Genomic DNA, 15,107 nt, shown 5'->3' with positions numbered 1-15,107 from the left:
AAGCCGCGGCACTCGTTTTCGCCGTGGAAAGTTCCCTCCGTCCCGTATTTCAAGATGAAATGAACTGTGACGCAGCGACCTTGAACCTTGCCGCAGACGGGCAGACCAACGGAAGTCGCCCGACCCAATCTTCGGCCACTTGCCGCCGGTTTGAGATCATCATGATCTATCCTCTTGTTGCAGGTTCTGCCGGCGCCCTGCTCGTGATCGCCATCGCCTTGCGCGTCTCCGGCCGAATCCGGTCGATGCGCCAGGGCCAGCGCAACAGCGTGGTGATCGGAATAAGCCTCGCCGTCCTCATCCTCGCCGCCGCCGGCTCGAGCCTGCGGCTTAGCGCCATGGAGCATCTTGGACTGGCGGTCGGCGCTCGCGCGATCGAGTTCGAGATCCGCCTCCCGCGCGTGATCGCGGCAGGCTCGTCGAAACGCGAAGCGCAGGTCGAATTGCACACGGACGTCAATCAGACAATGGCGCAACTGCGCGGGGGTGCGTGGTCAGCGGTCACCGACGGCCGCGCGACCCTGAAAGGCACCGTGCCGATCAACGTCCACACCGGCCGACGAGTCCTCGTGCTCAGCATGCCGGGCCAGCCGCAGCGGCAATTCACGATCGAGCTCGCTGCAAAGCCCGATCGCTCGACCGAATTTGGCCCCTGGCATCCGTCCGACGTCATTGCCAACACCAAGAGCAGCGACGAACGCTCGATGCACGACGACAATTTTGCGATCCGCTATCGCGTCATCTGACAATCCATCAGCGACCTCGATAGAACGTCGTGGACACCCCGCGCAGCCAACGCTAGGCTTCACCTGTTGCAGTGAGGGACAGCGCGCGATGTCGATGCAGCCGACCGAAAACGGCACCGATCCGAGGACCTGGGCGATGATCGTCTGGGGCCTTTATATCGCCTCCTACTTCACGGCTTTCATCACCATGGTGGTCGGTCTGGTTATCGCCTACACGAAGCGCGGCCAGCTCGTCGGGACCGGATTCGATACGCACATGACATCGGCGATCCGCACGTTCTGGATCAGCCTGGTCGGCCTCGTCATCGGCGGGCTTTTGACGATCGTCGGGGTCGGCTTTCTGATCCTCGCCGTCCTCGCCGTCTGGCAGATCTTCCGCGTCATCCGCGGCATGGTTCGCGCTATCGACGGCCGTCCGATCGAAGATCCGACCGGCTGGCTCTAAGCGGAATCTGGATTTGCAGCTCGCAAATCTTGTTGTCCTGGGGACCCGGTCCCGGAGCGTCAGTGCTCAAATCGCAAGAGCTGCGGCTTACTGGATGCCCGCCGGAGCCCTGTCATCGGCTGCGCCGCGCGGAGCCGATGACAGGGCATGACGGTAGCGATTTGGCTTGATCCGATTACGGATCAACGTCCGTCCTCACCCCTTGTCCGGTCCGACGCGCACCAGTTGCTTGCCGAAATTTTCGCCGCGCAGCATGCCCATGAACGCCCGCGGCGCATTGGCGAGCCCGTCCTCGACCGTTTCGCGATACTTCAACTTTCCCTCGCCGAACCATTTCGTCATGTCGGTGATGAAATCGCCATAGCGTGACGCAAAATCGCTGACGATGAAGCCGCGGATGGCCAGCCGCTTGGTCAGCACGTTGCGCATCAGGAACGACATGGCCTTGCCGCCCTTCTCTTCCTCGAAGGCGTTGTATTGCGCGATCAGGCCGCAAACCGGAATCCGTGCAAACGGATTCAGGAGCGGCAGTACGGCCTCGAACACCTTGCCGCCGACGTTCTCGAAATACACGTCGATGCCCTTCGGGCACGCGGCCTTGAGCTTGGCGGCCATGTCGGGATCGCGGTGATCGAGACAATCATCGAAGCCGAGCACATCCTTGACGTACTTGCACTTCTCAGCGCCGCCAGCGATGCCGATCGCGCGAGCGCCTTTGATCTTCGCAATCTGCCCCACGGCAGAGCCGACAGCCCCTGATGCCGCGGCGACCACGACCGTCTCGCCGGGCTGCGGCTTGCCGATGTCGAGCAAGCCCGTGTACGCGGTCATGCCGGGCATGCCCAGCACACCCAGCGCCGTCGACGTCGGCGCGGCTTTGGCGTCGACCTTGCGCAGGCCCTTGCCGTCCGAAATGAAATGCGTCTGCCAGCCGGCGCGGCTCAACACCACCTCGCCCGCCTTGAAATCCGGGTGATTGGAGGCTGCGACCTCGCTGACCGTCCCGCCCTCCATCACCTGGTCGATCTGCACCGGCTGCGCGTAGGATGGCGCATCGCTCATGCGCCCGCGCATATAGGGATCAAGCGAGAGCCAGATCGTCCGCAGCAGCACCTGCCCGGGTCCCGGCGACGGCACCGGGACGTCCTCGAGGCGAAAGTTCTCAGGCTTCGGTTCGCCGACCGGGCGGGAGGCAAGGACGATGCGTTGTGCGGTGGCCATGGGCGATTTCCTCTTCTACTTGATTGCCGACGAAGCTTTTCTGGAATCGAAAAATTGCCAGGCGGTGGCGAGGATGAGCGCGGCCGCCATCAGCGAGTATGTGGGCGTCGAGCCGAGTGACGCAACACCGACTGTGCCGAGAAACGCTCCGCCGGCGAGACCGACATCGGTCCAGGTCGCGTAGGACGCAAGCGCCGCGATGCGATCGGAGGATTTCTCGGCCGCGAGCACCGGGCCGACCGTCTGCAGGAGGCCGCGCGAGAAGATGATCAGGATCGCGCCGACGTAGATGAAGCCGGCCGCGACGATCAAAAGCCCGACGATGACGGACAGCGTGCAGGGTAGCAGCAGGCGGTGTGCGCCAAGCCGGTCGGTGATCGGGCCGCTGATGAAGGCCAGCGAGATGCCGAGCAGTTGCCGAAGGGCCATGATCAGCCCGGCGCCGATGATCGCCTGCGACGTCGGCATGAATCCCGAGAGCAGCACGGAGATCGTCGTGCCCAACACGCCGTCGGCGGCAAAGGCAAGGCCGAAGAAAAGGATATTCAGCGGCGTCGGCCGCCAGCGTTTCTCAGGCCCGGCATCGCCCTTCGGCTCCGCCCGCATCGGCGGCAGCATGAAGGCGATCGGAATCGCGATCAGGCTCAGCACCCCGTACAGGACGAACATCTGGTGCGGGCCGATCGCGACACAGAGCGGCCCGACCGCAACAAGCGCCAGCATTGGCCCGACAATGCTGGCCGCCCGCGCCACGCCGATACGTTTGCCGGCTCCGCGCCCGTCACCATACGCATAGGCCGTCATCGTCAGGTTGAGGATACCCCACGCGCCGCCCCATATGCAGCGAACCACGAAGAATACGGCAAAGCTTGTCGCAACGCCGTAGCCAATCGTCGTCAGCGCCGCGGCGGTGCATGCAGCCGCAGTCAGCATATTGGCGCCGAAGCGTCGCGCCAGTGGCGCGACCCAGCCGTAGCCGAGAATGCGCACGACTCGGTTGCACGAGAGCAAAACGCCGACCAGCACCGCATCGAGGCCGAACGAGGCCGCGTAGAGCGGCAAGGTGATGTAGATGACGCTGTCGCCGAACCAGGCGATGCTCAGGCAGGCGCCGGAGATGATGGTGTTGCGATAACCCTGCTCGGGGGCGGCCTGTTCCGGCTCGTCGTTCTGTTCTAGCGCCGCCACCCGTCCTGCCGCTCCCGAAATCCCGGCACGCTTGAAACCGCGCGCGTCTCGTTGCGCGGCGATCATCTATCGCGCCGGTCGCAATGGCAAGCGGTCTGGCGTCATTGCGAGCGGAGCGAATCCAGTACGACGGTTGCGAGGAATTGTAGCCCGCATGAGCGTAGCGACATGCGGGACAACATTAGTGGTCTGCGAAGCCGTTCCCGCATATCGCTTCGCTCATGCGGGCTACAGCGCTTCGCAACTTCACTCGCAGACCTCTATGCCCCGCCCGGGTAGTTCGGGGCCTCGCGGGTAATCGTCACGTCATGCACGTGGCTCTCGCGCAATCCCGCGCCGGTGATGCGGACGAACTCGGCCTTCTCGTGAAATTCATCGAGGTTCTTGGCGCCGACATAACCCATCGCGGCGCGCAAGCCGCCGACAAGCTGGTGCACGACATTGGCGACCGGCCCTTTGTAGGGCACCTGTCCTTCGATGCCTTCGGGCACGAGCTTCAACGTGTCCTTGATGTCCTGCTGGAAGTAGCGGTCCGCCGAACCGCGGGCCATTGCGCCGACCGAACCCATCCCGCGATAGGCCTTGTAGGAACGGCCCTGCCACAGGAAGACTTCACCCGGCGTCTCGTCGCTGCCCGCAAGCAGCGAACCGACCATCACCACATCGGCACCTGCCGCCAGCGCCTTGGCGAGGTCGCCGGAATACTTGATGCCGCCATCCGCGATCACCGGAATGCCGCCCTTCTTGGCGGCTTCCACCGCGTCCATGATCGCTGTGAGTTGCGGCACGCCGACGCCGGCGACGACGCGCGTCGTACAGATCGAGCCGGGGCCGATGCCGACCTTGATCGCATCCGCCCCCGAATCGATCAGCGCCTGCGTGCCTTCGGTCGTCGCGACGTTGCCGGCGACCACCTGGACCGCGTTCGACAGCCGCTTGATGCGGTTCACCGCCTCCAGCACGCGCGAGGAGTGCCCATGCGCCGTGTCCACCACGACGACATCGACGCCAGCATCGATCAGCCTTTCCGTGCGTTCGAAGCCGTTGTCGCCGACAGTGGTCGCCGCAGCCACCCGCAGGCGGCCCTGCTCGTCCTTGCTGGCGTTCGGATAAGCGACGGCCTTTTCGATGTCCTTCACCGTAATCAGGCCGACGCAGCGATACTGGTCGTCGACGACCAGCAGCTTCTCGATCCGATGGTGATGAAGCAGCCGTTTTGCTTCGCTCTGGCCGACGCTCTCGCGCACCGTGACGAGGTTGTCCTTCGTCATCAGTTCCGAGACCTTCTGCTCGGGATCGGTGGCGAAGCGCACGTCGCGGTTGGTCAGGATGCCGACGAGCTTGCCCGGCTTGCCGCCTGTGGCACCGACAACGACCGGAATGCCGGAGATGCCGTGATCTTTCATCAAATTCAACGCATCGACGAGCTTTTCATCGGGCCCGATGGTGAGCGGGTTCACCACCATGCCGGATTCGTACTTCTTGACCTGGCGGACCTGCGCCGCCTGCCCGTCGATGTCGAAATTGCGATGGATGACGCCGATGCCTCCGGCCTGGGCCATGGCGATCGCCATGCGCGCCTCGGTGACGGTATCCATGGCGGACGCGATGACAGGGATGTTTAAGGGAACAGCGCGCGTCAAGCGGGATCGGACGTCCGCCTCCGAAGGGAGGATTTCCGAAAGTCCAGGCTTCAACAAGACATCGTCGAAAGTGAATGCTTCGCGAATGCCCTTACGCCAGCCTTCAACACTGTTCATCGCCACATCCTCCGGTTCCGCACCTGCCTGCGAAACGATGATAGCTCTCCACCCGGTCTGCGGGGGCCGCGACCGAATCGAGAACCGTTCGTTTGGATTGGCGCTGGTGGTTAGCACGGCAGTCACGCCGTGCATAGGGCATCGCGCGCGAAATTATCCATGTTTGACGGGGTTTTTCCTGGGATGGCAGGCCTGCATCACGCGCCGGTGACAGGTCCGCATGGACCAACTACGACAGCCCGGCCGAGCCATTCGCCCCGCGACGCTTCATACTGACTTGACCAAGAAATCCGACGCGCGTGCAGCGAGGTCGGTGCGGTCAATCATTTCATGACCTCGATGCGAAAAGAAAGAATCATTCCCTTAATCGTCGCCGCGGCTCTGTTCATGGAGAACATGGACGCAACGGTCATCGCAACGTCGCTTCCTGCCATCGCCGCCGACATCGGCACCAGCCCGCTGACGCTGAAGCTCGCAATCACCTCGTATCTTCTGGCCCTCGCCGTCTTCATCCCGGCGAGCGGCTGGGTTGCGGATCGCTTCGGCGCCCGTCGGGTGTTCACCAGCGCCATCGTCGTCTTCATGCTCGGCTCGATCGGCTGTGCGCTGGCGCAGAGCATCCATCATTTCGTGCTGGCGCGCACCATCGAGGGAATCGGCGGGGCGATGATGACGCCGGTTGGGCGCCTGGTGCTGCTTCGTTCGATCGAAAAACGCGAGCTCGTTTCGGCGATGGCCTGGGTAACCGCGCCCGCGTTGATCGGCCCCGTGGTCGGTCCGGCGCTCGGCGGCTTCATCACCACATATTTCTCCTGGCACTATATCTTCCTGATCAACATCCCGATCGGCATCATCGGCATCTATATGGCGCAGCGCTATATCGACCCGATCAAGAGTGACGATATTCAGCCGTTCGACTTCAAGGGCTTCTTCCTCGCCGGCATCGGCCTCGGCGGCATCGCCTTCGGACTGTCGGTCGCCGGTCTGAATGTCCTGCCGTGGCCGGTCGTGATCGGCTTCATCGTCTGCGGCGCGATCTCGATAACGCTCTATATCCTGCACTACAAGCGCGTGCCCTTCCCCGTGCTGGATTTCAGCCTGCTGCGCTTGAAGACGATGCGCGCCGCCATCATGGGCGGCTTTCTGTTCCGCCTCGGTATCGGCGCGCTGCCGTTTCTGTTGCCGCTGTTGCTGCAGGTCGGCTTCGGCCTGTCGCCATTCCAGTCCGGCCTCATCACGTTCGGCTCGGCAGTCGGCGCATTGTTCATGAAGGGGCTGGCGGCCCGCATGATCGCCACCTTCGGCTTTCGCAACATCATGGTGACCGATGCGCTGGTCAGCGCGGGATTTCTCGCGGTCTGTGCGCTGTTCACGCCGGACACGCCGCTTTCGCTGATCTTGGTCCTGCTGATCATCGGCGGTTTCTTCCGCTCGCTGCAGTTCACCGCGATCAATACCATCGGCTATGCCGAAGTGGACATGGCGCGCATGAGCCGGGCCACGACGCTTGTCAGCGTCACGCAGCAACTCGCCATCTCGGCCGGTGTAGCCGTCGGCGCATTCTCGGTCGAGCTGACAGTTTTGATGCGCAAGGGTGGCGAGCTGACGGCGGCCGACTTCGGGCCAGCCTTCATCGTCGTCGCGCTGATCTCTGCGTCCTCGGCGATCGTCTTCTTCATGATGCCGTCAGACGCGGGGCATCAGGTCTCGGGCCGGCGCGCCAAGGAAATCTCCAGCCGCAAGGAGGTCGACAAGGCTGCGCAGAAGGCTGCCATCGAAGAGACCGAGGACGCACGCGACCAGCGGCTGGGATAGGTTGCTGGGCACGCCTCTCCGAGGTAGCAATTCGGTTTTCGTGCTGAGGATGCCATTGGTTCGCTCGAACAACGCGATCCCGAGTTGCTCCTCCAGAGGTCTGACTCTGCGGCTGAGATTAGACTGCTCGAGGGCGCGAAAGTCCGCCGCCTTGCGAAAGCTTCCGCGGCGTTCCACTGCATTGGGCCGCCGCGACCCTTGATCGCAATGGCCAGTTCGGGGCCGCCGCTCATCCGAGGGTCAGCAGCGTTTCGGATTCGATCCGGGTCAGCTTCTCCGGGTTTCGGACGTAGTAAAGGCCGGTGATGCGCGCGTCCTCGACCCGGACGGCGAGGATGCCGTCGATCTTCCCATCAAGGCGCATGATCAGTGCCGGGTTGCCGTTGACTACTGTGGGTTCGCCAGCGAGCGCACCTTCGATTTTTGGGAGACCGTGGAGGAGCACCCGGATGATCCTCTCTGCCCCGATGATCGGCCGCAGCGCAGCCTGCTTTACGCCGCCGCCGTCGCTCACAAAGACGATGTCGGGCGCGAGCACATCGATGAGGTCCTGCGGATTCCCGGATTCGAGTGCGCGGCGAAACAACTCCAGTACCCTCCGCGTCTCTCCCGGGGAGACTACCTGGCGAGGACGTCGCGAGTTGACGTGCTGGCGGGCGCGATGCGCTATTTGACGGACGGCCGTGGGGTTCTTGTCGACGATGGCGGCGATCTCGTCATAGCTAACATCAAAGGCCCCACGAAGAACGAAGACGGCGCGCTCGATCGGTGACAGCGTCTCGAGAACGATCATGAGCGCCATCGATACACTCTCGGCGAGCTCAAGGTCCTCGGCCATGTCTGGCGCAGTGATTAACGGCTCGGGTAGCCACGGGCCGACATACTCCTCCTTGCGGCGCTTCAGTGTGCGGAGCCGGTTCAGCGCCTGCCGTGTCGTAATTCGAAAAAGATAGGCGCGCTGGTCGCGTACCTGTGCCAAATCAACCTTGACCCACCTCAGCCAGGTTTCTTGAAGGACGTCTTCAGCGTCGGATGCCGATCCGAGCATTTCGTATGCGACGGTGAATAGAAGATCGCGGTAGGCTACGAAAGCCTTCGTCGCAGCATCAATCGCGTGGCTGTTCAATTCTCGTTCCTTCTTCTTCCGACCGCTGCCTTTCGTTGCCGAAGGTGTTACCGCAGCTTCATCAGCACCGGCGCTACGACGGCGGAATTGAGTTTGGCAGTAATGATCGGTCTTCCTTCAGTTAGTTCCCATCATGACGATCCAGGATATTCCCACGCGTCTCAGATCTCGAAAGTTCAGGCGGAGGATGCACCGGCCTTTGGATCGAACTTGCCGTGAGCCTCCAGCGAGAGATCCCGCCAGTCGGCCCAGGTCTTGAGCCGGTCGGCGTAGACCTGTTGCAGCATCGGGTAGAAGCCCTGGCCAAAGAGTACCCGCAGGGGCGGGTTGTCGGAATCGACGATCTTGAGGAGTGCCTGGGCCGCGGCGGCCGGATCGCCAGGAGGCTGCTTGCCGGCGAGCCCGGCGAGACGCTGGCGGAGTCCATCGTAGACCGGGTTCGCCTTGGCCATGTGGCCATTGGCTAGTGGATGTGGGTTCTTGCCGGACCTGGTGGCGAAGCCGGTGGGCTCGACCACGGTCACCTTAATTCCAAAGTCGGCGACTTCCTGGGCAAGTGAGTCATTCAGCGCTTCGAGAGGCCACTTCGAGGCGTGGTATGCGCCGCCGAGCGGCATTGCGATGAGTCCGGCGATGGAGGACATCTGGATGATGTGTCCTGCGCCCTGCTCGCGCAGGTAAGGCAGCGCGGCCTGAATGACCCACACGGCGCCGAACACGTTGGTCTCAAATTGGTCACGCAGTTGTTGCTCGGTCAGTTCCTCGATCGCGCCGATCTGCGCGTAACCTGCATTGTTTACGATGACGTCGAGACGGCCGAAGCGCTTCTTGGCCCGCTTCACGCTTTCGAAGACTGCAACCCTGTCGGTCACGTCCAGCTCGAGCGGAAGCAACGCGTCGCCGTAGGCGGTGACCAGCCCATCAAGACTCAGGATGTTTCTGGCGCTCGCGGCCACCCTGTCGCCGCGAGACAGCGCCGCCTCGACGAAGCTGCGGCCCAAACCACGCGAAGAACCGGTGACGAACCAGATTTTGCTCATGATGTCTTCCTTTTCGTCGTTGATTGCTATCGAGCATTCGATTTGCAGCTTCGAGTAGCAGGACCGGCGCGTGCAGGGCTTCGCGAATACTCGTGACGCGGCCCAAAACCATCCCTCAACGCGCGCGGACATTTGCCGGCTCGCACGCGCGCTTAGGCAAGCCCGGCCTTGTCCAGACCGATTTCCTTATCGTACTTGCCAGGCGGGGTGCGGAAGGCCACGTTGGCGCGGTTCGCCGCGTTGATGCCTATCACGCGGAAGGTCAGCGTCGAGAGTTCCTTTTCGCTGAACTGCTCGCGCAGCTCGGCGTAGAGGTCATCGGAGACGCCGGTCGGCGCGATCTGGGTCAGCGCCTCGGTCCAGGCCAGCGCGGCACGTTCCTTGGGCGAAAACAGCGGCGACTCGCGCCAGACCGCGATGTGATACAGGCGCAACTCGCGCTCGCCGACCAGCTTGGCCTGCTTGACGTGCATATCCAGGCAGGCGGCGCAGCCGTTGATCTGAGAGGCACGGATGTCCACCAGCTGGCCCAGCCCCGGCTCGATGTGACTGCTGGCAGCGATGGCCATGCCAAGGTCCTTTAGCTTGTTGAAAAGATCGGGCGACTGCTGCATGAAATTCAGGCGGGATCGGGCGGTGGCGTGGCTCACAATCGTTCTCCTCGTGAGGGTGATCACGCCCTTAAGACACCCCGGCCTGGCGCCTTGTGACATCGGCGCTGACGAAATTCAGTTCACTCGTGCCCGAATCTCAGAAAATCGAAGGCCAGCGGGTATTCGCGCGGCAGTCGCTGTGCCGCCGATAATGGGTGGCATGCCTAGCGCGATCTCGGGCGAATATCGCCCTCTCGCTGACGATGGCGAGCGGCGCAGCTTCCGTGATCTCGCAGCGAGGCACGCAGCCTCCCGGACCCGCCGCGCCACATTACGATTTTGTACGATACTGCCGTACCGATCTGCTCCTGCGGTACCCGCTGGCTGGTGCGGTGACCAATGATCCACCCTTCCGCGCCGAAGAGATCGATCGATCAAGCCTCGTTCTCGTAAGCTGCATCGAAGAAGGCCCGTTCGAGCGCGACGGCTCGCAGGAAGAAGTCCTTGCTGATCCTCTCCTCCGCCGGGCCGACACGATCCAATTCTGCACGCAGGAAGGCGACGAACTCGCGGAAGTCGGGATTGTCGTGCAGCATGATCCACTCGGCATGCACGAAGTTCGATGGCAAGGATTTCGGCGCCTTCATGGCCCAGTCGAGATAGAGCCATTCGGCGACGTTGAGCACGGCGAGCGCGGCAACGTAGGAACGAGTCGCGGCCGCCTCGCGCATGATCGCCTTGAAGCCGGCCGTCGGGTTCGTATCGGGCGCCTCAGTGCGCTGTCTCTCTGTGACGCCAAGCGCCTCGAAGGCGCGCAGGAAGTAGGTGTTTTCCTCACCCGAGACCATCCCGATGAAGCGGCCGAAGCGCAGCCGCGCCTCCAAGCCGTCGGCCCTGGCGATGGCTGCGCCCAGCAGCATCAGGAAGCTGTCGAGGAACCGATGGTCCTGGATCAGATAGCTGGCCATGACGCGATCGGGGATCGTTCCCGCGAACAGTTCCATGACGAAACGATGCTGAACGGCATGCGACCAAGTGGGCTCGCTCACGCGGCGGAGGGTTTCGGTGAAGCGTTCGGTCATCTTGCTGATCCTTGCTGGCGGTGTCAGTTCAAGTCGTTGCGCTCTCCCAGGTCGGCGAGCGAGAGGGCATGGGCTTGCCGTGCGACATGAGTCACGCCGAAGCTCATGGCGAGATCCGCGCTTTCCAGGCCGGCGAGATCGAACCAGCGTGCCTCCAGCGCGTCGTCGCCGCCGATCGGCTGGCCCGATAGCCAGCGGCAGAGAACTGCGATCAGAATGAAGTGACGCCGCACCCCGCCGTGCTCGTCGCGCTCGAAGGCATCGACGGCGGTGAAGACGCGCCTCGCCTCGCCTTGAATCCCGGTTTCCTCGTACAGTTCGCGGACGGCCGCAGCCTCAATGGTCTCGCCTGCATTGATCTTTCCGCCAGGAAAGCCCCAAAGCCCGGCATCGGGCGGGTTCGCGCGACGGACCATCAAAATCTGGCCTTGGTGGATGACGGCCGCGATGCTTGCCGCTATTGGAGATTGCGTTCCGAAGGTTGGAGGGCACACGTTCGAATATATCCACGTTCACGCTGGCAGATGGAGGACCGTCATGCTTCTGGAACACAAAGGCGCCGTTCCGAAAATCTATCCAGCCGACCATCGCTCCTAATACCGTCCTCTGTGGTCAAGTGACAATCGGTGCGAATAGTTCAATGCTTCGGGGCCGTGCTTTCCGCCCAAGTGGCGAGCGTGGGATCATAACGCCGCGGCGAAACAGTAGTGCCCATCTTCATCGACCGTGGCGCGCTAGTTCCGCCGAATCCACGGTTTCCCTCGAAACGCTGCGCTGAGTTATTCCAGACAAGAACTCGTTGTCGGAGGGCGGGCGGTGTTCGGTGGCATTCGGCGCTCTCATCAAACTCATTGTTCCTCGGCTGGTAGTGCCGTGACAAACGCCAAGAGGTCACCATTTGACGCGCCCCACGAAAAGCAGACCTTCACGAAGCGGCGGGATTCGAACATTGTAGACATTCAGGTGGAGCGTGGAGCAACAAAGTTTGCGCCTGATGCGAAACGCGACGCGAACTGACGTCTGCGAGATGACCGCCCCTGACGGGCCGAGGCGCGGACCGCTCGTCAGTCGCATTGAGCAAATGGAGGCCGTGACGGAGCCTCCTTGATTTTATGCAACGAGTGTCGCGTGATTTTCCCTCGTCATCGAGGCGTCGCGAAAAAGAAACTCCAGTTTCGCTCGACGTCGACGCTTACCGATTTCTACAAATTGAACGATTACAGAATGTTCAACGCGACATCTCTTGTGTTTCGGGAGCAGCGGACCATGTCCAAAGCCGCGCCGTGGCGGTTGAACATGGCTTGGCCGTCCGTGGTGCTCAACATCGTTGGAACCCAGAGAATCAGGAGACAGATGTATGATCAGCAACAAGTGGAAACTGGCGACGGCTCTAGGCGTTGTGGGCGCTATCGCATTTTCCGTTGCGTCGGCGGACGCGCGCACCAAGCGCAACCCAGCGAACGCGCGTGGCGCTATCGTTGGCACCGTCGACGGCGCTCCGTACGCCTCTAAGCGGCCGTTCAACAGGTCCTATAACTCCTACCGTCCATCTAACCGCTCATCGACGGGATATTTTGGGTCCGGAACATTCAGCTCCGGCCAAAGGGTCCCCGGCACCAACTTCAATCCCAATGGAGATTGAATGACGCCATGGGGTATGCGGCGACGAAGTTTGGTGCCGGCAACCGCGATCTCTGCCTGGACGCAAGCCGGCACCATCATTCATGACGAGATGACAAAGCGCGAGTGCGAACGCGAGCCTTCGCGACGATCAGCGGCACTCCATGACCGGATCCGGCGGCAGATCGATTAGGTACGCAATGCCTCGACATGGCGCGCGAGTTTTTCGAGCGTCTGATAACCGTATTCGACTGCGCCGAAGCCGATGCCCGCGTCGCGCCTCGCTTTGGTTGGATGCAACTGACGCAATGTAATCACGGTCTTGCCATCGCCCTGTTCGTCGAACGTGATGGTTGTCCGGAACTGCCCCGGATCGTCATCGCTGTCCGCTCCGTGATCGAACTCGATGAGAGTCGGTCGTTCGATGCGACGGAACTTCATCCGGTTGGTGAAGCGCTGGCCATCAGGTGCAATCATGTCGAAGCGCCACAGACCGCCGACGCGTATGTCGATTTCCTTGGTCTCGATTTTGAAACCGGTTGGCCCGAACCAGCTCGGCAGATGTTCCGGGTCGGTCCAGGCAGAAAACACAACGTCGCGTCGCGCATCGATGACCCGCGAGAGAACGATTTCGCGATCGAGCGCCCATTGCGAGAGCGCAGCGTTGGTGGACGAGGTCATGGTCAAATCCTTTGATTGGGATGGGGCATGCGACAGTGAGTGTTAGTAACCTGGCGAACTCCCGGAGATCGTGACCGCAGCGAGGAGCGGCCACCGTTTGCGAACTCGGTCATTTCAACCTTCTTTTCCCGGACTTCTTCTCGATTGCCTTCACGTAGGCCTCGAGCCGATCCAGGCGTGCTTCCCAAACCGCACGCTGCTCAACCAGCCAACGTTCAGCTTCGGTCATCGCAGCCGGCTTCAACCGGCAGGTGCGAACACGCCCACTCTTCTGAGTTTCCACGAGACCGACGGCCTCGAGTACCCGGACGTGCTTCATAAGGCTCGGCAGCGCCATGTCGAATGGCTGGGCGAGTTCGCCGATCGAAGCCTCGCCCTCGCCCAGACGCTCGAGGACCGCTCTTCTGGTTGGGTCAGCAAGGGCCCCGAATACAAGGTCGAGACTCGATGAAAAGTTATCCATACGGCTAACTATATATGCGCGCCGCCGGCTGTCAATAACAGTTATCCATCTGGCTTACTAATCGTGCCGAGGGTAGACGATGACGGTGCAAGCTAGCCAATTACGCTCTTTATTTTGGAAGCCGCAGCCATCGATGACGGTGGCGTCGCTGCTACGCGAGACCGTCGGACGACGAGCATTCGCCGGTCACGGAGCGAACGGACTGGACTGCGCGCCGCCGAAGCCGCTGTGCTCCGCGGGTGTGGTTTTGGCGGGCCTTTGATACTCGCGGTTGGATTGCGCGTCGGCGGCGAGAACATCAGAGTGCGAAAGCGGAAACTTAGTTATCAGTTTCATCTGCGCTGGCGCACCAGCTCGCTGTCGTAAGCCGCCTGTCCCGGAAGTGCGTACCGGTTTTCCGGTCAGGACATGCCGCAAACAAGAATCTAGAGCACATCCTGATTCCCAGTGAGCATTTGGGCTGCACGGGCCATGCGCTTACGGTAACCGCGCCGGAGGTGGTTACCCACACACGGAGATCGCCGCGTTCCAACGAACTCCGACTTCAGCTGTCCGTGTCGAAGTCAATCATGAGGCCATCGGCGGCGAACTCGGCATCAAACTTACGCCCGTCGGAAAGACGGCCTTCGATCTCGATTCGACCCGCGCTCTCGAACTCGATCTTTTCCAACCGGGCATCAGCAGGCCATGATGCATTCTTGGTGACCGGGGCCGGGATAAGGCTTTTGATGGTGGCGACGGGAAAGAGTCTGTCCCCGCGAGATTCGATTTCTTTGATGACACCATTCCGATCAAGATCGATCTCGACACGGGAGCCGCCCGGTAACGTGCCATGCACGTTGCGGCCATATTCCGCGCGTGGCTTCTCGCGAATTTGGATGTCAGTCAGGCGGAGATCGGTGACAGCCTGCGGCAAGTCTTGCGCGACAGCGATGCCAAGAGAAGCAAGGCACGCAGCTACGACAACGATCGGATATGCGTATTTCATGGACTTTACTTCCTTCTGATCTGTCTGCTGGCAAGGTCAGAAGCTTGTCTGGGAATCAATAAATAATAGGTGGAGCATGGCTGAGAGATATATTTCGACTTTAATCAAAGCAGTGCCCGAAACGACCAGCCCCGTCGCCATGCTGCGGTCGTAGTAACTTTGGCGAACTTGGGTTGTAATCGGTGGCATTCACGAGCCGGAGACGGCGATATCATGGTGTTTCGGAGGAAACGTAGTTCTCATTTTCTTCCATGCTGGCGCGCCGCCTCCTCCACGATTCCTTCAATGCGCTTCACCAGACCACATTGAACGAAATTCGTTATCGTAGCGTGGGCGGTG

14 protein-coding genes and 1 pseudogene are annotated in these 15,107 nt (G+C 61.7%); 3 read left to right on the top strand and 12 right to left on the bottom strand.

Features of this window, described 5'->3' with window-relative positions:
- Positions 1 to 161: 161 nt before the first annotated feature.
- Together RCO31_RS25470 and RCO31_RS25465 are read left to right on the top strand one after the other, a co-directional pair.
- Entirely contained in the window at positions 162 to 746 is a 585-nt protein-coding gene (locus RCO31_RS25470) for a hypothetical protein (RefSeq protein ID WP_308971382.1), read from the top strand.
- Between the two features lie 88 nt (positions 747 to 834).
- Positions 835 to 1,191, top strand: a complete 357-nt coding sequence (locus RCO31_RS25465) for a DUF4870 domain-containing protein (protein ID WP_308971381.1) — start codon at positions 835 to 837, stop codon at positions 1,189 to 1,191.
- Positions 1,192 to 1,386: 195 nt separating this feature from the next.
- Here the strand turns inward: RCO31_RS25465 and RCO31_RS25460 are convergent, their stop codons facing one another.
- The 3 genes from RCO31_RS25460 to guaB all read right to left on the bottom strand — a co-directional run bounded on the left by RCO31_RS25460 (position 1,387) and on the right by guaB (position 5,360).
- Positions 1,387 to 2,412, bottom strand: coding sequence for an NADP-dependent oxidoreductase (locus RCO31_RS25460; RefSeq protein ID WP_308971380.1), 1,026 nt, complete (start codon positions 2,410 to 2,412; stop codon positions 1,387 to 1,389).
- 15 nt (positions 2,413 to 2,427) lie between these two features.
- Entirely contained in the window at positions 2,428 to 3,666 is a 1,239-nt protein-coding gene (locus RCO31_RS25455) for an MFS transporter (protein ID WP_308971379.1), read from the bottom strand.
- 194 nt (positions 3,667 to 3,860) lie between these two features.
- The gene (gene guaB / locus RCO31_RS25450; protein WP_308971378.1) at positions 3,861 to 5,360 is read right to left on the bottom strand and encodes an IMP dehydrogenase; all 1,500 of its coding nucleotides are present in this window, start codon (positions 5,358 to 5,360) and stop codon (positions 3,861 to 3,863) included.
- Between the two features lie 339 nt (positions 5,361 to 5,699).
- Here guaB and RCO31_RS25445 point away from each other — a divergent pair, with 339 nt between their 5' ends.
- Positions 5,700 to 7,175 carry a DHA2 family efflux MFS transporter permease subunit gene (locus RCO31_RS25445; RefSeq protein WP_308971377.1) on the top strand — a complete coding sequence of 492 codons (1,476 nt, stop codon included), beginning with the start codon at positions 5,700 to 5,702 and terminating at the stop codon, positions 7,173 to 7,175.
- Between the two features lie 63 nt (positions 7,176 to 7,238).
- On the opposite strand, the pseudogene RCO31_RS25440 reads toward RCO31_RS25445, so the two are convergent.
- The 9 genes and pseudogenes from RCO31_RS25440 to RCO31_RS25400 all read right to left on the bottom strand — a co-directional run.
- A pseudogene (locus tag RCO31_RS25440) lies at positions 7,239 to 7,352 on the bottom strand (LysR family transcriptional regulator); the annotation flags it as partial.
- 52 nt (positions 7,353 to 7,404) lie between these two features.
- Complete coding sequence (locus tag RCO31_RS25435; protein WP_308971376.1) at positions 7,405 to 8,301, bottom strand: RNA polymerase sigma-70 factor; 897 nt, start codon at positions 8,299 to 8,301, stop codon at positions 7,405 to 7,407.
- 176 nt (positions 8,302 to 8,477) lie between these two features.
- Positions 8,478 to 9,341, bottom strand: coding sequence for an SDR family NAD(P)-dependent oxidoreductase (locus RCO31_RS25430; protein ID WP_308971375.1), 864 nt, complete (start codon positions 9,339 to 9,341; stop codon positions 8,478 to 8,480).
- Between the two features lie 152 nt (positions 9,342 to 9,493).
- Positions 9,494 to 9,955, bottom strand: a complete 462-nt coding sequence (locus RCO31_RS25425; RefSeq protein ID WP_308971441.1) for a carboxymuconolactone decarboxylase family protein — start codon at positions 9,953 to 9,955, stop codon at positions 9,494 to 9,496.
- A gap of 413 nt (positions 9,956 to 10,368) precedes the next feature.
- A complete protein-coding gene (locus tag RCO31_RS25420) occupies positions 10,369 to 11,016 on the bottom strand; it encodes a TenA family protein (RefSeq protein WP_308971374.1) in 648 nt (215 codons plus the stop codon).
- 23 nt (positions 11,017 to 11,039) lie between these two features.
- Positions 11,040 to 11,510, bottom strand: a complete 471-nt coding sequence (locus RCO31_RS25415) for an NUDIX hydrolase (RefSeq protein ID WP_308971373.1) — start codon at positions 11,508 to 11,510, stop codon at positions 11,040 to 11,042.
- 1,315 nt (positions 11,511 to 12,825) lie between these two features.
- Positions 12,826 to 13,317, bottom strand: coding sequence for an SRPBCC family protein (locus tag RCO31_RS25410; protein WP_308971372.1), 492 nt, complete (start codon positions 13,315 to 13,317; stop codon positions 12,826 to 12,828).
- 109 nt (positions 13,318 to 13,426) lie between these two features.
- The gene (locus RCO31_RS25405; protein WP_308971371.1) at positions 13,427 to 13,780 is read right to left on the bottom strand and encodes a metalloregulator ArsR/SmtB family transcription factor; all 354 of its coding nucleotides are present in this window, start codon (positions 13,778 to 13,780) and stop codon (positions 13,427 to 13,429) included.
- Positions 13,781 to 14,324: 544 nt separating this feature from the next.
- Positions 14,325 to 14,768, bottom strand: a complete 444-nt coding sequence (locus tag RCO31_RS25400) for a hypothetical protein (RefSeq protein WP_308971370.1) — start codon at positions 14,766 to 14,768, stop codon at positions 14,325 to 14,327.
- Positions 14,769 to 15,107: the final 339 nt, after the last annotated feature.

The organism is Bradyrhizobium sp. LHD-71, assembly GCF_031157255.1.
Taxonomy (GTDB): Bacteria; Pseudomonadota; Alphaproteobacteria; order Rhizobiales; family Xanthobacteraceae; genus P52-10.
This window is presented reverse-complemented; position numbering and strand designations above follow the sequence as displayed.

Coding starts and splice junctions, on each gene's coding strand:
- RCO31_RS25470 (WP_308971382.1), top strand. CDS start 162: ATGATCTATCCTCTTGTTGCAGGTTCTGCCGGCGCCCTGCTCGTGATC.
- RCO31_RS25455 (WP_308971379.1), bottom strand. CDS start 3,666: ATGATCGCCGCGCAACGAGACGCGCGCGGTTTCAAGCGTGCCGGGATT.
- RCO31_RS25425 (WP_308971441.1), bottom strand. CDS start 9,955: ATGCAGCAGTCGCCCGATCTTTTCAACAAGCTAAAGGACCTTGGCATG.
- RCO31_RS25430 (WP_308971375.1), bottom strand. CDS start 9,341: ATGAGCAAAATCTGGTTCGTCACCGGTTCTTCGCGTGGTTTGGGCCGC.
- RCO31_RS25460 (WP_308971380.1), bottom strand. CDS start 2,412: ATGGCCACCGCACAACGCATCGTCCTTGCCTCCCGCCCGGTCGGCGAA.
- RCO31_RS25410 (WP_308971372.1), bottom strand. CDS start 13,317: ATGACCTCGTCCACCAACGCTGCGCTCTCGCAATGGGCGCTCGATCGC.
- RCO31_RS25420 (WP_308971374.1), bottom strand. CDS start 11,016: ATGACCGAACGCTTCACCGAAACCCTCCGCCGCGTGAGCGAGCCCACT.
- RCO31_RS25445 (WP_308971377.1), top strand. CDS start 5,700: ATGCGAAAAGAAAGAATCATTCCCTTAATCGTCGCCGCGGCTCTGTTC.
- guaB (WP_308971378.1), bottom strand. CDS start 5,360: ATGAACAGTGTTGAAGGCTGGCGTAAGGGCATTCGCGAAGCATTCACT.
- RCO31_RS25400 (WP_308971370.1), bottom strand. CDS start 14,768: ATGAAATACGCATATCCGATCGTTGTCGTAGCTGCGTGCCTTGCTTCT.
- RCO31_RS25465 (WP_308971381.1), top strand. CDS start 835: ATGTCGATGCAGCCGACCGAAAACGGCACCGATCCGAGGACCTGGGCG.
- RCO31_RS25405 (WP_308971371.1), bottom strand. CDS start 13,780: ATGGATAACTTTTCATCGAGTCTCGACCTTGTATTCGGGGCCCTTGCT.